17 protein-coding genes are annotated in these 19,200 nt (G+C 68.0%); 8 read left to right on the forward strand and 9 right to left on the reverse strand.

The features are described from left to right. Window positions 1-2: 2 nt before the first annotated feature. Together ACSAMQ_RS11255 and ACSAMQ_RS11260 are read left to right on the forward strand one after the other, a co-directional pair. A complete protein-coding gene (locus ACSAMQ_RS11255; protein WP_057916050.1) occupies window positions 3-416 on the forward strand; it encodes an ExbD/TolR family protein in 414 nt (137 codons plus the stop codon). 143 nt (window positions 417-559) lie between these two features. Beyond that, window positions 560-964: an ExbD/TolR family protein gene (locus ACSAMQ_RS11260; protein ID WP_435395724.1), complete on the forward strand. Its 405-nt coding sequence runs from the start codon at window positions 560-562 to the stop codon at window positions 962-964. 1,406 nt (window positions 965-2,370) lie between these two features. Here ACSAMQ_RS11260 and ACSAMQ_RS11265 read toward each other — a convergent pair. The 3 genes from ACSAMQ_RS11265 to cls form a co-directional block, all read right to left on the reverse strand. Next, complete coding sequence (locus ACSAMQ_RS11265) at window positions 2,371-3,126, reverse strand: pyridoxine 5'-phosphate synthase (RefSeq protein WP_435395725.1); 756 nt, start codon at window positions 3,124-3,126, stop codon at window positions 2,371-2,373. A gap of 113 nt (window positions 3,127-3,239) precedes the next feature. Next, entirely contained in the window at window positions 3,240-3,503 is a 264-nt protein-coding gene (locus tag ACSAMQ_RS11270) for a hypothetical protein (protein ID WP_435395726.1), read from the reverse strand. A 186-nt stretch (window positions 3,504-3,689) separates the two neighbouring features. Then, window positions 3,690-5,126, reverse strand: coding sequence for a cardiolipin synthase (gene cls, locus ACSAMQ_RS11275; RefSeq protein WP_435395727.1), 1,437 nt, complete (start codon window positions 5,124-5,126; stop codon window positions 3,690-3,692). A 163-nt stretch (window positions 5,127-5,289) separates the two neighbouring features. Here cls and ACSAMQ_RS11280 point away from each other — a divergent pair, with 163 nt between their 5' ends. The 3 genes from ACSAMQ_RS11280 (at window position 5,290) to ACSAMQ_RS11290 (ending at window position 8,255) form a co-directional block, all read left to right on the forward strand. Beyond that, window positions 5,290-6,024, forward strand: a complete 735-nt coding sequence (locus ACSAMQ_RS11280; RefSeq protein ID WP_435395728.1) for an SIMPL domain-containing protein — start codon at window positions 5,290-5,292, stop codon at window positions 6,022-6,024. A 126-nt stretch (window positions 6,025-6,150) separates the two neighbouring features. Continuing rightward, window positions 6,151-7,254, forward strand: coding sequence for a PA0069 family radical SAM protein (locus ACSAMQ_RS11285; protein ID WP_435395729.1), 1,104 nt, complete (start codon window positions 6,151-6,153; stop codon window positions 7,252-7,254). 293 nt (window positions 7,255-7,547) lie between these two features. Further along, a complete protein-coding gene (locus ACSAMQ_RS11290) occupies window positions 7,548-8,255 on the forward strand; it encodes a lysozyme inhibitor LprI family protein (protein ID WP_435395730.1) in 708 nt (235 codons plus the stop codon). A gap of 452 nt (window positions 8,256-8,707) precedes the next feature. On the opposite strand, the gene ACSAMQ_RS11295 is transcribed toward ACSAMQ_RS11290, so the two are convergent. Further along, entirely contained in the window at window positions 8,708-8,926 is a 219-nt protein-coding gene (locus ACSAMQ_RS11295; protein WP_435395731.1) for a hypothetical protein, read from the reverse strand. A gap of 343 nt (window positions 8,927-9,269) precedes the next feature. After that, window positions 9,270-11,069 (reverse strand): SLC13 family permease, encoded by a 1,800-nt coding sequence (locus ACSAMQ_RS11300; RefSeq protein ID WP_435395732.1) that lies wholly within the window; start codon window positions 11,067-11,069, stop codon window positions 9,270-9,272. Window positions 11,070-11,191: 122 nt separating this feature from the next. Here ACSAMQ_RS11300 and ACSAMQ_RS11305 point away from each other — a divergent pair, with 122 nt between their 5' ends. Both ACSAMQ_RS11305 and ACSAMQ_RS11310 read left to right on the forward strand, forming a co-directional pair. Continuing rightward, window positions 11,192-12,382 carry a sensor histidine kinase gene (locus ACSAMQ_RS11305; protein WP_435395733.1) on the forward strand — a complete coding sequence of 397 codons (1,191 nt, stop codon included), beginning with the start codon at window positions 11,192-11,194 and terminating at the stop codon, window positions 12,380-12,382. Continuing rightward, entirely contained in the window at window positions 12,375-12,809 is a 435-nt protein-coding gene (locus tag ACSAMQ_RS11310) for a response regulator (protein ID WP_031374300.1), read from the forward strand. Before ACSAMQ_RS11305 ends, ACSAMQ_RS11310 begins: the two co-directional genes overlap by 8 nt. 202 nt (window positions 12,810-13,011) lie before the next feature. Here the strand turns inward: ACSAMQ_RS11310 and ACSAMQ_RS11315 are convergent, their stop codons facing one another. Next, window positions 13,012-13,728 (reverse strand): 2OG-Fe(II) oxygenase, encoded by a 717-nt coding sequence (locus tag ACSAMQ_RS11315; protein ID WP_435395734.1) that lies wholly within the window; start codon window positions 13,726-13,728, stop codon window positions 13,012-13,014. A 434-nt stretch (window positions 13,729-14,162) separates the two neighbouring features. Then, the gene (locus ACSAMQ_RS11320; RefSeq protein WP_435395735.1) at window positions 14,163-14,810 is read right to left on the reverse strand and encodes a glutathione S-transferase family protein; all 648 of its coding nucleotides are present in this window, start codon (window positions 14,808-14,810) and stop codon (window positions 14,163-14,165) included. Window positions 14,811-15,123: 313 nt separating this feature from the next. On the opposite strand from ACSAMQ_RS11320, the gene ACSAMQ_RS11325 reads away from it, so the two are divergent. Continuing rightward, the gene (locus ACSAMQ_RS11325) at window positions 15,124-16,266 is read left to right on the forward strand and encodes a sensor histidine kinase (RefSeq protein WP_435395736.1); all 1,143 of its coding nucleotides are present in this window, start codon (window positions 15,124-15,126) and stop codon (window positions 16,264-16,266) included. A 75-nt stretch (window positions 16,267-16,341) separates the two neighbouring features. On the opposite strand, the gene ACSAMQ_RS11330 is transcribed toward ACSAMQ_RS11325, so the two are convergent. Together ACSAMQ_RS11330 and ACSAMQ_RS11335 are read right to left on the reverse strand one after the other, a co-directional pair. Further along, window positions 16,342-17,802 carry a sigma 54-interacting transcriptional regulator gene (locus ACSAMQ_RS11330; RefSeq protein ID WP_435395737.1) on the reverse strand — a complete coding sequence of 487 codons (1,461 nt, stop codon included), beginning with the start codon at window positions 17,800-17,802 and terminating at the stop codon, window positions 16,342-16,344. A gap of 258 nt (window positions 17,803-18,060) precedes the next feature. Further along, entirely contained in the window at window positions 18,061-19,113 is a 1,053-nt protein-coding gene (locus ACSAMQ_RS11335; protein WP_435395738.1) for a class 1 fructose-bisphosphatase, read from the reverse strand. Between the last annotated feature and the right edge of the window lie 87 nt (window positions 19,114-19,200).

Here is a 19,200-nt window from a genome sequence, read left to right on the forward strand (position 1 = left end):
ACATGGCTTTCAGCAACAACTCCGATAGCGGCGCGATCTCCGACATCAACGTGACCCCGCTGGTCGACGTGCTGTTGGTGCTGCTGATCATCTTCATGGTCACGGCGCCTACGGTGTCTTACCCGATCGACGTCAACCTGCCGCAACCGACGTTGAACCCGCCGCCCCAGACGCAGGAACCGCCGCCGCCGATCGCGCTGCGGATCGACGCGACTGGCCAGGTGTTCTGGAACGACAACCCCACGCCGCTGCAGGCGATCCCGGGGATGATGAAGGAAACGGTTCAACGCGATCCCACCAATCAACCTCTGCTAGAAATCGACACCAACGAAGACGCCGAATACGGCATCCTCGCCAAGGTGCTGGCTTACGCCAAAAACGCAGACATGAAAAAGATCGGTTTCGTGCAGAAGTAATTCTTGCGAAACCGACGCTTACCGTCGTGAGAACGCCGCCCACCGGGCGGCGTTTTTTTATCCGCGACCGCCCTCCTCTTGCGCGGCGAACTGCGACGGGCTTAACGTGAAGCCGGGCGTTCCGCCCCAGGATGGAGGTGCTTATGGCCGGCTCCGCTTATTCCGCTCCCGCGTACCGCAACGGCGATGTCGTCGCCGAAATCAACGTCACCCCTCTGGTCGACGTGCTGCTGGTGCTGCTGATCATCTTCATGGTCACCGCCCCGATGCTGACCGGCCAATTGAACCTGAGCCTGCCGGTTCCCCACGACAAACCGGCGCCGGTGGCGCCGAAAGCGGTCCTGCTCGTCGAGCAGAACGGCAGCTTCGAACTCGACGGCCGCAGCCTGTCGGCCAGCGAATTGCCGGCCGCGCTGAAAGGCCTGGCGCAGGCCTCGCCGGACACCGTGCTCGAAGTCGGCGCGAACGCCGATGCGGACTATCAGGGATTCACCCATGCGATCTCCGCGGCGCGCGACAGCGGCCTGAGCAATATCTCGACGCGTTGAGGGTTGCGCGACGCGTCGATCGTTCGCGTTGATCGACCCGAGACGGCCGCCTGCCGGGCGGCCGTCTCGTTCTGTTCGTCGCTGCCGGTCTCGGCGCATAAAGGCATCCATGCCGGTTTCGCGCCGAGCCCTTGGAGTAGGAGCGGCCCAAGCCGCGACCAAGGAATGCGCAGAGGCGCCGAGGCCGACGCCGCTCATCGAGGCAGCGCACTTTCGCCGGGGTAGGAGCGACGCAAGTCGCGACCGCGTACCCTCATTCTCGCGGCGCAGCCGGGATGTCTTTGTAGGAGCGGCGTGAGCCGCACAGCGCGGCTGGCGGTTACGGCGCTTATTGCCGCAAAGCGATGAAGCAACATCAAGAGCAAAGCTTCCGTCCGCTGACGCGGCCGGGTTACTTTCTTTTGTCTAAAGCAACAAAAGAAAGGTAACCAAAGAAAAGTGCTTTTCTTTGAATCAAAGGCCCGCACGATCGATGCCGACGCCGGAATGCTCCAGACAGGCCATCCCTGGCCTGCTTGCGCACGGCCCGCATCCCTGCGGGCCGCCCTACGGGTCTTCATTTGACCGGCAAAGCGATAAAGCAAATCAAAATCTGCGACGACGACAACCGATGCGTCGCCTCTGCTCCTGGGTAGGAGCGACGCAAGTCGCGACCGCGCAACCGGGACCGCCTGCGCCGCCAGCCGCAGATGCGTGGTCGCGGCTTGCGCCGCTCCTACCCCGGCGCGACCGCGCCGCATCTACGAATGCCGACGGCCCCGCTACCTCTGCGCGTTCCGTGGTCGCCACTTACTTCGCTCCTATAGGGATGATGAGGTCGCGCGCGTCAGTTGATTGCGGCCGCGACCGCGGTGGCTTTGCTTTGGCTGTGCGCCGCCGCGCACTCGCGAAGATCATCGAAGACCCGGAGGGCGGCCCGCAGGGATGCGGGCCGTTTTTCATCGGGACAGGGATGTCCCGTATGAAAAATCCCTGCGTCGGCATCGAACGCGCGGGCCCTTGATTCAAAAAGAAGCACTTTTCTTTGGTTACCTTTCTTTTGTTGCTTTAGACAAAAGAAAGTAACCCGCCGCTTTAGTGGCGGAAGCTTTAGGTTTGATCTTGATCTTGATCTTGCTTGAAAGAGACGCCGCAAGACCGACACAGCGATGTCGCGGCTTGCGCCGCTCCTACCCTGATCGGCTGCGGCTGGCATCGACGCGAGATCGATGCATCGTGGTCGCGGCTCACGTCGCTCCTACGGAGAGTTCCGGCAGGCAAGCGAGCCCGAAGCATGGCGGTCGCGGCTTGCGCCGCGCCTACCCCATGACGGGCTGCGGCTAGTCTCGACGCGATGTTGAAAGGTCGCCGTCGCGACTTGCGTCGCTCCTACCCCGGCGCGAATACGCCGCTTCGATACAAACGATTCAACGCGCCCTGGCGATCACATCCAGATACCCACGCACCGTCGCGTCCAGCCCTTGGTACAAGGCCTCGCCGATCAGGGCGTGGCCGATCGAGACTTCGAGGACGTTCGGGACGCCGCGCAGGAAGGCGCCCAGATTGGCCTGGCTGAGGTCGTGGCCGGCGTTGACCCCGAGGCCGGCGGCTTGGGCCCGGCGGGCGGCGGCAGCGAAGGTCTGCAGCGTGCTGTCGAGTTCGCCTCCGTCGAAGGCTTCGGCGTAAGGACCGGTGTACAGCTCGACCCGCGCGGCGCCGAGGTCGGCGGCGCGCTCGATGCCGTCGCGGTCGGCGTCGGCGAACACGCTGACGCGGCATCCGAGTCCGGACAGTTCGGCGATCAGGGGACGCAGCCGTTCGCCGTCGCGCTCGAAGTCGAAGCCGTGGTCGGAGGTGAGTTGATCGTCCCCGTCGGGCACCAGGGTGACCTGGGCCGGCAGCGTGTCCCGGCACAGGGCAAGCAGGCCGGGATAGCCTTCGCGCGGCGGTGCGAAGGGATTGCCTTCGATGTTGAACTCGACGCCGCGCGCGCGGGTCAGTTCGGACAAGGCGTAGACATCGTCGGCGCGGATATGACGCGCATCGGGACGCGGGTGCACGGTGATGCCATGGGCGCCGGCATCGAGGCAGGCCTGCGCGGCGCGGCGCACATCGGGCTCGCTGCCGCCGCGAGAGTTGCGCAGCACGGCGATCTTGTTGACGTTGACACTGAGGGCGGTCATGGCACAAAGCCTAACGCGCCGCGCCGGACACGGCGAGTGGTCGGCGTGCGCGCTATCGCCGGATTACGCCGATCGCCGATCCGGCGCGGGCCGGATCGGCGGCGCGGCGGCGTTCAGTTCGGCGAGGTTTCAGACTGCGACGACGCGGCCAGCTTGCGCGCCTCGGCCTGTTCGCGCAGGCGGCGCAGTTCCATCGGGTCGACGATCGAGGACACGTCGCGGCTGGTGTTGTCCAGACGCCGTGCGAGCAGGCTCATGACGCCGGCGAGCATGAAGCCGAGTGCGGCCAACAGGCTGACGGCCAGGATCCCCGGCGAGGTGGTTTTCAGCGCCAGCACGAAGGCGGCGGCGGCCAGCAGCAGGTAAACCCAAGGCATTGCGGCGTGCTCCCTGACGAAAAAGCCCGGTCCGGTGGAGGGGCGGGCTCCGAAACGCAAACCCCGGCCACACGAACGGTGGCGGGCCGGAACGGATGGACCCGACCGGGTCCAGCCCGAGTGTAGCGCGCACCCGCAGCGGCGGCAGCTGGGGTCGCCGTCGGATGCGACCAGCGGCACAAACCGCTAGAGCAACGGCGAGACCAGCCGCGCCAGGGCCTCCGGCAGGCGCGAGCGCCACAGTGAGCGCTCCCGGTCCGGGCGCACCCGCGGCGCGCGCGAGCACTCGTCCTGAATCAGGGTCGCCAACTCGCCGGCGAGTTGTTCGTCGTAGAACATCACCGAGATCTCGAAGTTCAGGCGGAAGCTGCGGTGATCGAAGTTGGCGCTGCCGATGATCGCCATCTTGTCGTCGCACAGCAGGGCCTTGGTGTGGAGCATGCGCGGGCCGTACTCGTGGATCTTCACCCCGGCGTCGAGCAGTTCGTCGAAGTAGGAACGCGCCGCGTAGGTCACCAGGCGGCTGTCGCTGATCTTGGGCACCAGCAGGCGCACGTCGAGACCGCCGAGCGCGGCCGAGGTCAGGGCCATGCGCGCGGCCTCGCTGGGAACGAAGTAAGGCGTGACCAGCCAGACCCGGCGCTGCGCGGCGTGGATCGCGCCGACGTAGACGCGGTGGATCGTCTCCCACGGCGAATCCGGCCCGGAGGTGACCACCTGCGAGGCGACGTGCCCGGGCCGCGGCGGCGGGTGCCGCAGTTTCAGCGGCGGCTGGCCGGTGGCGTAGCACCAGTCCTCGGTGAAGACCAGTTCGAGCTCGCGCACCACGTCGCCTTCCAGGCGCAGGTGCAGGTCGCGATAGGCGTCTTCGCGCAGCCGCTCGTCTTCCTCGTCGGTGATGTTGATGCCGCCGGTATAGCCGACCAGGCCGTCGATGATGACGATCTTGCGGTGGGTGCGCAGGTTGAGCCACGGCCGGCGCCAGAACCAGCGCAGCCGCATCGGATGGAACCACGCCACTTCGGCGCCGGCGTCGAGCAGGGGCTTGATGAAGCGGCGCGAAGTCTGGCCGGAGCCGACGGCGTCCATCAGCAGCCGCACCTTGACCCCGGCGCGGGCGCGCTCGATCAGCGCGTCGCGCAGCGTGGTGCCGGTGCGATCGGGCAGATAGATGTAGTACTCCAGGTGGATATGCTCGCGCGCCTGGGCGATATCGGCCAGCAAGGCGGCGTACTTGGCGCCGCCGTCGATCAGCAGGCGCACGTCGGTCGCGGTGGTCGGCGGCAGGCCGGTGGTGGCCTGGCCGAGCCGCGCCAGCTCGATCGCCTCCGGCGACGGCGCCAGTCCGTCCGGAGGCGCCGGCAGCGAGGCGCGCGCGCGCACCCGGCGCAGGCGCTGGCGGTGGATGCGCAGCGGCCCGAAGAAGTAATAGATCAAAAAGCCGATGTAGGGCAGCGCGGCGAGGCTGATCAGCCAGCTGATCGTCGCCACCGGTTCGCGCTTCTGCAGCACGATCCAGAAGCTCAGCCCGAGCAGGTACACGGCCCAGCCGGCAGTCAGGTACAGGCCGAGGTGGGGAATGGCGAGCAGGTCTCGCCAAAGGTCGGTCAGCAGGTCCAGCACGTTGGGCGACTCCATCGATGCAGCGGCGCCACCGGTACGGCGGCGCGGCGCCTAGGCTAGCCCGCCGGCCCGGGCCGGCATAGCCCGCGCGAGCGCGGCCTCGCCGTGGCGGCTGCCGACGTAGGATGCGGCTTCGCCCGCCAGATCCACAGGAAGGACTCCCATGATCCACCGGTTCCTCATCGCCGCCCTGCTCGTACTGCCTTCGTCCCAGACGTTCGCAGCCTCCGAGCCGCGCAGCATCAACGTATCGGGTTCGGCCGAGATCAAGGTCGTGCCGGACCTGATCCTGCTCGACGTCGGGGTCGAGTCGCGCCACGCCCAGCTCGACCAGGCCAAGCGCAGCAACGACGAGAACCTCGCCAAGGCCCTGGCCTTCCTCAAGCGCAGCGGCGTGCCCGACAAGGACGTGCAGACCGACTTCATCAGCATCGAGCCGAGCTACCAGTACGACTACTCGTCCACCAAGCCGCAGATCTACATCGTGCGCAAGAGCATCGGCATCAGGCTGACCCGCATCGGCGAGCTGGAGAACGTGTTGACCGGGCTGTTGTCCAGCGGCGTGCAGTACGTCCACGGCATCGAATTCCGCACCTCGCAGCTGCGCAAGCATCGCGACGCCGCGCGGGCCCTGGCGATCCAGGCGGCGAAGGAAAAAGCCGATGCGCTGGCCGCCGAGCTCGGAGTGCGCCGTGGGCCGGTGCTGAACGTGTCCGAGTCGTACGCCGGCGGCTGGTGGCGCAGCGGCAGCCGCTGGGGCGGCGGCATGAGCGGCGGCCAGATGGCGCAGAACGTCATGCAGAACAGCGGCGGCGGCGAAGCGGCCGACGGCGAGACGATCTCGGTGGGCCAGATCAGCGTAAGCGCCTCGGTCAGCACCAGCTTCGCGATCGACTGAGCTCGCTGCGCCGCGGCAAGCTTGAAGCGCCGGCAGGCCTGTTCAGCTTGCTGACGAGGCCCGGCCGCAACCGAGCGATCCAGGCGCGTCGCGAAACCTGCGACGCGCCCGGCGTAGCCTGCGCGGATGGACGCCGCACGCAAAGCCCAGCTCTCGATCCAGCCCAGCGCATTCAAGGGACGCGGCGCGGCGTCCTACGTGGCCGGGCGCTACGCCGTCACCACCGTGCAGGGCGAGGACGACGGCTGGGGCTCGCTGTACGACGAGGCCGGCGCGGACTCGCGCCCGGACACCCAGGTGCGCGAGGAAACCGCGCGCAGCATCATCACCCGCAACGATTCGCCGGATGTCGGCTTCAGCCAGTCGATCAATCCCTATCGCGGTTGCGAACACGGTTGCGTGTATTGCTTCGCGCGGCCCTCGCACGCTTATCTGGAGCTGTCGCCGGGCCTCGACTTCGAGACCCGGCTGTTCGCCAAGGTCAACGCCGCCGAGCGCCTGCAGAACGAACTCGCCCGCCCGGGTTACCAGTGCTCGCCGATCGCGCTCGGCATCAATACCGATGCCTACCAGCCGATCGAACGCCGCTACCGCATCACCCGCGGCGTGATGGAAGTGCTCGACGCCTGCTCGCACCCTTTCAGCATGATCACCAAGAACGCCTCGATCGTGCGCGACGTCGAAGTGCTGGCTTCGATGGCGCGGCGGCGCCTCGTCTCGGTGTACTTCTCGGTCACCACCCTGGACAACCAGCTGTCGGCGAAGATGGAGCCGCGCGCCTCGGCGCCGCATTCGCGGCTCAAGGCCATGCGCACCCTGGCCGAGGCCGGCGTGCCGGTCGGGGTGATGGTCGCGCCGACCATTCCGATGATCAACGACGGCGAGCTCGAGCAGATCCTCGCCGCCGCGCACGAGGCCGGCGCGCGCGCCGCCGGCTACGTGCTGTTGCGCCTGCCCCACGAACTCAAGCAGGTCTGGCGCGACTGGCTGCAGTTGCACTACCCCGACCGCGCCGCGCACGTCATGAGCCTGATCCAGCAGATGCGCGGCGGCAAGGACTACGACAGCGCCTTCGGCAAGCGCATGCGCGGCGAAGGCCCGTTCGCTCAGCTGATCGGGCAACGCTTCCAGAAAGCCTGGCGCAAGCATGGCTACGGGCGCTTGCCGGCGCTGGACACCAGCCAGTTCGTGCCTCCGCGCAAGCCGACCCCGCAGCTGGAATTGTTCTGATCGCGATGTACTGAGTCGTTCGCGGCGGCGGGGCGTCGCAGCCGTTGCCGGTGCTGGCCGGCCTGTCCGGCGGCGGCGCGCGAGCCAGGTGCTGGCGGATATCGGGGCTATCGCTGTGCCCCCCTGGGGTCGTTGCCATCGTGTGGCGAAGCCGCTGGATCGCGCGTTGCCGGGCGTGTCCTGGCGTATGGGCTGGCGAAGCCTCGCCTAGACGGTCGACAATGTCCGTACGCCTTACCGAAAGCCGAGTAAGCGAGCATTGCCCAGCCCCGCGCAGCCAAGGACCCGCCGCCGTGACCGTCCCCGCCCTCGCCTCTTCCGTCTTGTTTGCCGTGTCGCTCGCGCTGCCAGCTTCGGTACTCGCATCCACCCCCGCACCGGCGAAACCCTCGTTCGATTGCGCCAAGGCCGCGGCGCCGGTGGAGAAAGCGATCTGCAGGGATGCCGGCCTGGCGCGCGCGGACGCCGCGGTCGGCCGCGCCTACGAGCGCCTGCGAAAGTCGCTCGATGCCCAGGCTGCGAAAGCACTGCGCGAAGACCAGCGCTGGTTCGTCGGCGTGCGCGATGCGGCCTACGCCGCCGCCGCGCCGGCGGGTCGGACGCAATCGCTGAAGGCCCTGCTCGACGATCGCGCCCGCGCGCTGTCGCAGATCCGCGGCAACCCGCCGCCCGGTGTGGTCGGACGTTGGCGCAATGTCGCCGGCGGCGTCGACGTGGTCGATGATGGCGCAGGCCGGCTGACGGTCGAAGCCAACGCCGCGCACCCTCTCGACGGACGTTGGCTTTGCGACACCGCCGGCAGCGGGCGCGTTGTCGGCGCGGAGTTGAAAGTGCAGGTCGACGACGACCGGGGCAGCTCCCTGAAGCTGACCCGCGAAGGCGCCGCCCTGCGCGTGCAGGCCCTGGACGCGGACGGCAAACCGCTGCTGGGCCCCGAGTATTGCGGCCTCAACGGCAGCGTCGACGGCGTCTACTTCGCGGTGTCGCCGGACGCCGGATAATCGGTCGATGCTGGTGCTGCGGATACGGTTCCGCAGAGATCGCCGACGCGAGAACGATGCAGGTTCGAATGCAGGAGCGATGCAAGTCGCGACCATGCAGTCGCCCATCCTGCGCAGCCGGCCGCCAGGCCGCGGTCGCAGCTCACGCAGCTCTTACAGAGACCTCAAAGCTCCGACTGAGGCCAGAGGTCCTTTTGTAGGGGCGACGTGAGTCGCGACCGCGCAGTCGCCCATCCCTGCGCAGCCGGCCGCCAGCCCGCGGTCGCAGCTCACGCAGCTCTTACAGAGACCTCAAAGCTCCGACTGAGGTCAGAGGTCCTTTTGTAGGAGCGACGCAAGTCGCGACCACGCAGTGACCCGCCACCTGCGCCGCTGGCCGTCAGCCGCGGTCGCAGCTCACGCAGCTCCTACCACTGACCCCGGGGTGCGGAAGCGATCGAAGACGCGAAGGCTCAGCGTCGCGGCGCCGGCATGATGTGGGACAGATAGATGCGGCTGTCTTCGAAGATGCGGATCGCGACCGGCAGGCCGAGCTGTACGGTCAGGTGGAAGGCCTCGGTCTTGGCCGCATGGGAGGCCTGGAGGGCATCGCTGAAGTGTTCGTCGGCGACGTCGCACGACAGGCGGCGGCCTTGATAGTCGGATTCGCTCAGTTGCACCGTGTAACGCATGACCGTGCCTGGATTCGGAGGAATCGAAAGGAAGAAGGGGCCCGGCCCAGCTGGGCCGCTTGCTCAAGGCGGCGAACTAGTCCTTTGCTGAGCGGCGTCCTTGCCAACGCACTCGTCGCGCTGCCGGGGCCTGGCTAAGTTGAGGCAAGCTGGGACCGATTGCTCTCAGTGGACCGCCGAACGTGGGGTAGGAAATTCCCTACCCCGCCATCGCGAACCGATCGCGACTGCTACCGGTACGAGCACATCCAACGTTGAAGCGTTTCGTCGACACGATCGATCGATGCGGCCGCCGCCGCCGATGCCCGCGATAGCGAAGCGAAGAACCGACGAGACAAGGGCGTCAGGACGACACGGGCCACAACGGCCCGCCCAGCCACAACCACCGCGCCATCCACGCGCTGATCAGCGCGATCATCGCAGTCAGCGGCAGACCGATGCGCAGGAAGTCGTTGAAGCGGTACTGGCCCGGGCCGAGGATCAGCAGGTTGCCGTGATGGCCGATCGGGGTCAGGAAGGCGGCGACCGCGCCGAGCGCAGTGCAGACCACGAACGGGGTCGGCGGCAGGCCGAGCGACTGCGCCAGCGAGATCGCGATGGGGCCGAGCAGCACGGTGGTGGCGGCGTCGGACAAAATCTGGGTCAGCAAGGCGGCGGAGGCGAACATCATCAGCAAGATCGCCAGCGGCGACCAGCCCGAGACCACGTGCAACAAACCCTGCGCGAGCAATTGCGCGGTGCCGGTCTGCTCCATCGCCACGCCGAGCGGGATCACCCCGGCGATCATCACGAAGATGCGCACGTCGATCTCGCGGTAAGCCTGTTCGACGTCGACGCAGCGCGTGGCCACCATCGCCACTGCGCCGAGCAGGAACGCCAGCGACGCCGGCAGCCATTCGGTGGCCGCGGCGATCACGGTCGCGGCGAGGATCGCCAGCGCCAGCGGCGCGCGGATGCGCCGGCGCGCTTCGCCGGCGAACGGCACCAGCATCAGGAAACCGTGGTGCGCGGCCAGTTCGGCGAAACGCGAGGGGCGGCCCCACAGCACCAGCAGGTCGCCCTCGCGCAGGCGCGCGTCCGACAGGCGCGGCGCGACCGCACCCTGGCGGCGCCACAGGCCGGCGATGACGGCGTGGAAACGGCGGGCGAAGTCGAGTTCGCGCACGCTGCGGCCGATGAATTCCGAGCCCGGCGCGACCACCGCCTGCACCAGTTGCGGCTCGCCGTCGCCTTCGATGCCGCCGCCGAAACGCGCGATCGCGTTGAGATCGAGCCCGCTGTCGTCGTGCAGCGAGGCCAGCGCGTCGGCCGAGGCCTCAACCAGCAGGATGTCGCCGCTGATCAGCGGGCTGCCCGGGCCGAGGTCCTGGCGGCGCTGGCCGTCGCGCAGCCATCCGATGAGGACGAAGCGGTCGCCGAGCGCTTTCTGCAATTCGGCCAGCGGCCGGGTGCTCCAGCGCGAGCCTTCGACGATCAACAGCTCGGTGCGGTAACGGTCCAGGCGCAGATAACCGTCGTCGCCGTGCTCGCCGCCGCGCTTGGGCAACAGCCAGCGCGTGGCGAGCATGTAGATCATGCCCAGCGCGACCAGGGCCAAGCCGATCGGAGTGATCGAGAAGATGCCCAGGCCCGGCGCGCCGGTGCGTTCGATCAGGTTGTCGGCGAGCAGGAAGGCCGGCGCGCTGACCAGGGTCAGGGTGGTGCCGAGCGAGGCGGCGAACGACATCGGCATCAGCAGGCGCGAGGTCGACAGCCCGCGCGCCTTGGCGAAGCGGGTCAGGATCGGCAGCATCATCGCCGTGACCATGACATGGTGGGTAAACGAGGACAGCACCGCGACCGCCGGCATGGTCACCGCGATCGCGCGGGTCTCGCTCTTGCCGGAGGCGTCGCCGATCCATTGGCCCAGGCGCTCGGTGATGCCGGTCGCGGCCAGGCCGCCGGAGATCACGAACACCGCCGCGACGATGATCGCCGGTTCGCTGGCGAAGCCCGACAAGGCCTGCTTGGCGTCGAGCACGCCGGTCAGCACCAGCGCCAGCAGGGTCAACATGGCGGTCACATCGACCCGCAGGCGCTCGCTGATGAACAAATACAGCGCTGCGCCCAGGATCAGCAGGAAGGCGATCTGAGGAAAATCCATGCCGGCATTGTGCTCGACTTGGCTGTGTGGGCGCCGTATGCGGCCGTCCACCGTGCCGTCACGAGCCGGGCGGCTACACTCCACGGTCACATAAACCGCCGAAGCCCCCTGCCCCAGCACCGATGAGTCTCCCGCGCGCCACGCCCGCCGCCGCCCATGCCACCGCCGCGGTGGCGTCCAAGATCGGCGACGACCGTTTCCGGCAGGCCATGGCCGCCTCGAACATCGGCATGGCGATCGTCTCGACCGAGGGGATCTGGCTGGAAACCAACCCGGCGTTGTGCGCGATGCTCGGTTACCGCGAAGACGAGCTGCGCGGGCATCACTACAGCGAAGTGACCCACCCCGACGACCTGGCGATCAGCAACAACCTGGTCAGCGCGCTGGTCAACGGCAGCCTGGCCTCGGTCGACGAACACAAGCGCTACGTGCACCGCGACGGCAGCGAGGTCTGGGTGCAGCTCAACATCGCGGTGATGCGCGACGAGTCCGGCGCCCCGCAATATTTCATCTCGCACATGCGCGACATCCGGGGCGAGCGCGAAGCCGGCATCGCCCTGAGCGCGCGCATCGAAGAACGCGGCGCCGCGCTCGATGCCTCCAACCGGCAGCTGCAGCTGTTCGCCGACGCGGTCGCCCACGACCTGCGCGCGCCGCTGCGCTCGATCGAAAGTTTCTCGGCTCTGCTCAGCGAACGCGCGATCGAGCGCTTGAACGAGACCGACCGCGATTACCTGGGGCGCATCCGCGCCGCGGCCTCGCGCATGACCGGCTTGCTCGCCGCGCTGACCGAGTTGTCGCACGTGACCCGCGCCGAGATGCGGGTGGCGCCGGTCGACCTGAGCCTGCTCGCCGACTGGGTCGGCGCCGAGCTGCAGGATGCCGATCCGCGCCATCGCGGCGAAATCACCGTCCAGCCCGGCCTGCAGGTCGAAGGCGACGAGCGCCTGCTCAAGTTGATGCTGAACCAGCTGATGCACAACGCCTGGAAGTTCTCCTGCGAACGCGAAGGCCAGGTCGAGCCGGTGCGCATCGAGGTCGGCGGCGAAACCGTCGCGGGCCGCCTGCAGCTGAGCATCCGCGACCACGGCGCCGGTTTCGACATGCGATATGCTCACAAACTGTTCGAGCCCTTCCAGCGCCTGCACGGGCCGGACCAGGGCGGCGGTCACGGCCTGGGCCTGGCGATCGCGCGCCGCGTGGCCGAGCGCCACCGCGGCGAGCTGCGCGCGCATTCGCAGCCCGGGGCGGGCAGTACTTTCATAGTGGAGTTGCCCGTCGCTGCGGCGGGCGAGGAAAACCCAGATGCATAAAGAAATCCTGCTGGTCGAGGACAATCCCGACGACGTCGAGCTGACCCGGCTCGCCTTCGACGAGGCCAAGATCGCCAACAGGCTGGTGGTGATGGGCGACGGCGCCGAGGCGCTGGACTACCTGTTCGCCCGCGGCCGCTACTCCGATCGCGACCCCAACGATCTGCCGTCGATCGTACTGCTCGACCTGAACCTGCCGAAGGTCGACGGCCGCGAAGTGCTGCAGGCGATCCGCGCCCACGAGCCCACCCGCACCCTGCCGGTGGTGGTGTTGACCACCAGCACCGAGCCCTTCGACGTCGAGGCGAGCTACGCGCTCGGGGTCAACAGCTACATCCAGAAGCCGGTGGATTTCGAGCAGTTCGTCTGGGCGGTCAAGCAGGTCGGCTTGTACTGGCTGGTGCTGAACCACCCGCGCAATCCCTGAGATTCGGCGGCTGGCCGTTGGCAGCCGACAACACATCCCCGGCCCCCTCTCGGAGGGGGAACAGCGAAGGGCTTCGAACCTGGACCAAGCGTGCCGCATCATTCGCGCCCTTTGACGAAGGGGGGCGGGCGCCTGCGTTCGACCCAGGCCCGCGTCGTGGTCGCGCAGGGAACCGGCTACGCACCTGCCTCGCCTCGCGTGCTCAGCGCCCGCCGAACAACTGCTCGGCGCGCTGGAACAGGATCCAGCTGGTCGCGATGTACTTGTCGCCGCCCTTGGGCCGGTTGCCGCGATGGGTGTGGGTGAACGCGGCCGGCGCGATCAGCAGGTCGCCGGCACGCGGCACGATCTTGCGGCGTTGATACAGGAACTCGGTCTCGCCTTCCTCGAAGCCGTCGTTGAGATAGATCGTCCACAGCACGTGGCGGTGCAGGGTTTCGCCGCCCGGGTCGCGCGGATACAGCTCGCAATGCCAGTACGGGTAACCGCCGCGATCGGCGGTGTAGCGCTGCAGGTTGATCGAGCCCGGGCGGAACACGGTCTGGGCGATCGGCGCGAGCGCGTGGTCGTCCATCTCGGCCATGCGCTCGGGGGTGAGGCGGTGGCGCTTGCCGTCGGCCGAGGGCGCTTCCAGCATCAGCGGCGCGATCATCGTGTGCGGGTAACGGCGCAAGTAGCTCAGCAGGCCGCGGAATACCGCCAGGTTCAGGGCGATCTCGACGTCCTTCCAGCCTTCGCGCCCGGTGATGGTCAGGTCGCGGCTGTCCTTGAGGTCCGGCAACACGCCGCCGCCGACCCGGCCCGGCTCGCTGTCGCGGCTGGCGTCGAAGCGGCGCAGCAGGTCCGCGCATTGCTCGCGCGTCAGGGCCCCGGGATAGACCTCGATGAAATCGTCCGGGGCGTCGATCGTCGGTGACATGGCGGAAAGGCAGGCGCGGGAAGGCGGTCATCCTCGCACGCGAGGCGCGTTGCAAAAAGGCGACGGCGCCGATGTGCTTGTATACACGGTTTCGTCGAGAGCCCGCCGCCGCCGGATCAGGCCGCACATGGTTTATCGCAATGCGCGCGTCGACCGGTTCGGTCGACGCGGCAACCCAGGCGCAACGCTTTCGCCGGATCGCCTCGGTGCAACGGCAACGGAACGGAAAATAATTAGCTAAATCAATAAGTTATCGGGGTTGCACGACTCTCGCGCAGCTCCGTATGTACGCGGCGTCGTCGAGTTCCATCTCGACGCCCAGTTCCGGTGCCGTGGGTTCGACGGCGCTCGCGTCGCGGCGGAGGTGGGAGGCCTTCGTCCCGATTTTCTCGAAGACGCCCGACCGCGCAGCCAGCGTCGATCGGGCACTGCTTTCAGCCTGCCGCCACCGCCGCCAGCGGTGGGTGTTCGCTTGGCCAGGGATCGGCCCAGGCCGGCAGGCGCATCAGCTCGTCGAGCCAGCGCCGGATGTGGGCATAGGGCTCGAACGGCATCTGCGACTCGCGCCAATAAGCCGCCATCGAGGCGAGCTGGAAGTCGGCGATGGTCAGCCGGCCGCAGGCGATGTAGCGGCGATCGGCCAGGTGCGCGTCGAGCACGCGGGCGAATTTCGCCAGGCGCGCGACCTCGCCCTGCAACGACTCGGTGTCCGGCGGGCCGAAGCCGAAGGTGCTCTTGACCACGTGTTCGAAATAGAACGGCGACACCGCCTCGGCCCAGTGGCAGTCGTTCCAGGACAGCCAGCGCAACACCTCGACCTGTTCGTCGGGGCGGTGCGCCGGCCACATGTCCGAGCCCTGCTTGATGCACAGGTAGGCCATGATCGCCGAGGACTCCCACAGCACCCGTTCGCCGTCGACCAGGGTCGGCGCCTTGCAGTTGGGATTGAGCGCGGCGTAGTCGGCGGCCTTGAGTTCGCCGGCCATCAGGTCTTTTTCGATCAATTCGGCGTCGATGCCGAGATGCTTGACCAGCGCCAGGACCCGCCGTGGCGCCTGGGCCCTGATCCAATAGATCCTCATACCGATGCTCCGTCGCTTGGGGTGGTATCCATCCGACGAACGGCGAGACGGCGAATCGACACGGTCGGGCCGTCGCCGTCGGCGCGACGGGCGTACGAGGCCGCGACCGGGGCGGGTGCCGCCGCCCCTGAGCCGGGTGTAGTCGATTGATTTTTAAGAATATTTTTATTGATGCGCGATGAGCGGCAAATATAGTCGCAGGGCGCGACTGGGCGATACGCCGGCCTAACCGAGGCTGCGGGCGATTGCGACCGCCCGCGGGCCGGCCGCCACCCCAACGGACCGCACGAGGGCCGCGTATCGTGTCGGGATGATGCATGAGTTCCTCACATCGAACCGCGCCGAGCTCATAGCCCGGTGCCGGGTCAAGGTGGCCCGGCGCGCGCCGCCGGGCGTGCCGGAAGCGGAGCTGGAACACGGCATCACCGTGTTCCTGGAACAGCTGATCAAGACCCTGCAGGTCGAACAGACTTCCGAGCCCGCGCGCAGCCGCAAGGTGTCGGGCCCCACCGGCGGAGGCCAGCCCGCTTTGTCGGAGATCGGCGAAACCGCGGCGCTGCACGGCAAGGAGTTGCTGGCCCACGGTTTCAGCATCGATGAGGTCGTCCACGACTACGGCGACCTGTGCCAGGCCATCACCGACCTGGCGGTGGAACGCGGCGTGCAAATCGACATCGATGAGTTCAGGACGCTCAATCGCTGCCTCGACAATGCGATCGCCAACGCGGTGACCGAGTTCGGCTATCAACACGACTTCGCCCTCGCCGGCCAGCAGGTCGACGCCCTGAACGAAAAGCTGGGCTTCTTCGCTCACGAGCTTCGCAACCACCTGTGCACCGCGACGCTGGCGCTGTCGATCATCAAGGAAGGCAACGTCGGCTTGGGCGGCGCCACCGGCGGCGTGCTCGACCGCGCCCTGGTCAGCCTGGGCAACCTGATCGACCGCTCGCTGGCCGAGGTGCGCATGACCGCGGGGATGCCGGTGCATCAGCATCTGTTCTCGCTGTCGGATTTCATCGCCGAGATCAAATTGTCGGCCTCGCTCGAAGCGCAGGTGAGGCACTGCAGCCTGGCCGTTTCGAACGTCGACCCGGTGCTGGCGGTCGATGCCGACCGCGATCTGCTGCTGTCGGCGGTGGGCAATCTGCTGCAGAACGCGTTCAAGTTCTCCCATCCCGGCAGCGAGATCGTCCTCAACGCCTATGCGGCGGCCGATCGCATCCTGATCGATGTCGAGGATCGTTGCGGGGGCCTGCCGCCGGGCGATGCGGAAGCCTTGTTCCAGCCGTTCTCCCAGGCCGGCGCGGACACCAGCGGGTTGGGTCTGGGCTTGTCGATCGCCCGCCGCAGCATCCTGGCCAACAAGGGCGATCTGAGCGTCCGCAACCTCCCCGGTTCGGGCTGCGTGTTCACCATCGACCTGCCGCGCCATTCGGTGGCCGAAACCAAGCGCTAGCGCGCGGGCGGCGGCCTCGACGCCCGATGCGCCGGCGCCGGCGGGCGGATGCGTTGCGGCCATGCGCAGCTCGGCTCAGGCGGTTTGCGCTTCCTCGGAGACGTCGTCTTCGCTGCTGCGCATGCCGAGTTTCTGCATCAGCCGATACAGCGTCACCCGCGACACGCCGAGCTCGCGCGCCGACTCGCCGAGGCGGCGGCGGTTGCGGTGCAGCGCGCGTTCGATCGCTTCGCGGGTCGCGGCGTCGCGCGCTTCTTCCAGGGTCATCGGCGGGCCGTCGCCGACCGGGCCGATGCGCAGGTCGGCGGCGGTGAGGTAGCGGCCTTCGGCCATCACCACCGCCTGGCGCACGCGGTTGATCAGCTCGCGCACATTGCCGGGCCAGGCGTGGCGGTGCATCGCATGGCGCGCGCACGGCGAAAAACCTTTCAGGCCGCGGGTGTTTTCCTGCGCATACCGTTGCAGCGCGTAGTCGGCGAGCAGGTCGATGTCGCCGCCGCGCTCGCGCAGTGGCGGCAGCTGCAGGCGCAGCACGCACAGGCGGTGATAGAGGTCGCTGCGGAAACGGCCTTCGGCGACCGCGAGCTCGAGGTCGTGGTGGGTCGCCGAGACGATGCGCACGTCGATCTTGACCGGGTCCTGGCCGCCGGGACGGTCGATGCTGCCCTGTTCGAGGAAGCGCAGCAGCGAGGTTTGGCTTTCCAGCGGCAGTTCGCCGATTTCGTCGAGGAACACGGTGCCGCCGTCGGCCATCTCGATGCGGCCGGGCTTGCGCTGCTGCGCGCCGGCGAGGGCGCCGCGTCCGTAGCCGAACAGCTCCGACTCGACCAGGTCGTGCGGAATCCCGCCGCAATTGATCGCCACGAACGGACTGCGCTGGCGGCGCGAATGGCGATGGATCGCCATGGCCGCGAGTTCCTTGCCGGTGCCGGTCTCGCCGGAGATGAAAGCCGGCGCATCGGTCGAGGCGGCCTTCTTCAGGATCCGGCCCAGGGTGCGCATGGGTTCGCTGTCGCCGATCAGGCCGTCGACGTAGCCCGAGCCGGCATCGTCGCTGTGGCCGCAGGCCAGCGCGGCCATGCCGTAGGCGTGGCCGATCACCGTATGCAGCACGGTTTCCGGGCAGGGCAGGGTGACGTAGTCGTAACAGTAGTCGCGGATCAGCCGGCGCACGACCGGGTCTTCCACCTGGTCGGTGGCGATGCCGGCGATCCAGCCGGCGTTGTGCGCGCTCAAGGCCGGACCGAGTTCGTCGAGGTCGCGCGCGTCGAAGCCTTCGCGCAGGTCGATCAATACCGCATGCGGCAGACGCAGATCGGCGTACAGCATGCGCATCGCGCCGCGCGCGTCGACCGCGCGGCGCAGGGTCCAGCCCAGGGTCTGCAGCGCGGCCAGGGCGTGCATGCGCCCGGCGCCGCCGGGACTCAGGTAGAGCAGCTCGCGGCCGGCGAAGTCGCGCGCCGCGGCGAGTTTGCGCGAGGCCACGCCGCTGGCCGCGTAGCGACCTCCCACGTCGCGCCGAGTACTGTTCGACATCGCTGTTCCCCGTGGGCGCAAGGCGCCGACACACTGCAAGTGTTACTACCAACGCACACTCGAAGCAAAGCCGGTCATCGGGCGACCGCTATCGGCGGCGATGCGCGTTTAGACATCGCCGCGATCGATTCGTCCACGGGGTTCATCGACGACGCGCGGGCGGGGGACGGCAGACGTCCCCCCGGCGAACGGTCGTTGCGGCGACACCTGCCGAAGCCGGCAGGCGCGCCTGTTCAGCTGTGAACCTCAAGCCCTGGCTCAGGCTTGTTCAGCGTCGTGCTCGCGGTGATAGCGCACCGCGGTCTCGACTTCGGCCTTGCTGCCGAGGAACACCGGTACGCGCATGTGCAGGCCGGTCGGTTGCACTTCGAGCATGCGCTGGCGGCCGGTGCTGGCGGCGCCGCCGGCCTGTTCGACCAGGAAGCTCATCGGGTTGGCCTCGTACATCAGGCGCAGCTTGCCGCCCTTGTCGGCGCACTTGGCGTCGAGCGGATAACTGAAGATGCCGCCGCGGGTCAGGATGCGGTGCACGTCGGCGACCATCGAGGCGACCCAGCGCATGTTGAAGTCCTTGCCGCGGGGGCCTTCCTTGCCGGCCAGCAGATCGGCCACGTAGGCCTGCATCGGCGGCTGCCAGTGGCGCTGGTTCGACATGTTGACCGCGAACTCCTTGGTTTCCTCGGGAATGGTCATGTTGCGCGTGGTCATCACGAAGCTGCCGACTTCGCGGTCGAGGGTGAAGGCGTGGGTGCCGTTGCCGATGGTCAGCACCAGCATCGTGCTCGGGCCGTAGGTCGTGTAACCGGCGCAGACCTGTTCGGTGCCGGGCTGGAGGAAGTCCTTGTCGGCCGCCTGGGTCACCCCGTCCGGGCAGCGCAGCACCGAGAAGATCGTGCCGACCGAAATGTTGACGTCGATGTTGGACGAGCCGTCGAGGGGATCGAACAGCAGCAGGTAGTTGCCGCGCGGGTAGACGTCCGGGATCGGGTGCGAGGTGTCCATCTCCTCCGAGGCCAGGCCGGCGAGGTGGCCGCCCCAGGCGTTGGCTTCGAGCAGGATCTCGTTGCTGAGCACGTCGAGCTTCTTCTGCGCTTCGCCCTGGATGTTCATGCTGGCCTCGCCGGGGTTGCCGGCTTCGCCGAGCACGCCGCCGAGCGCACCCTTGCCGACCGCGATCGAGATGGTCTTGCAGGCGCGGGCGACGACTTCGATCAGCAGGCGCAGGTCGGGGTTGATCCGCCCGGCGCGTTGTTCTTCGATCAGGTAGCGGGTCAGGGAGATGGAGCTGGGCACGGGGGAGGTGGCGGACATGGCGGGGGCGGTGGCGGGCAAGGGGCGCCATTGTCGCCGATGCCGCGCGCGCGGCGCAGTCCGGCCGGCGCCGCGCGGCCGATCCGG

It is taken from the genome of Lysobacter sp. 1R34A (genome assembly GCF_051217035.1).
Taxonomy (GTDB): domain Bacteria; phylum Pseudomonadota; class Gammaproteobacteria; order Xanthomonadales; family Xanthomonadaceae; genus Lysobacter.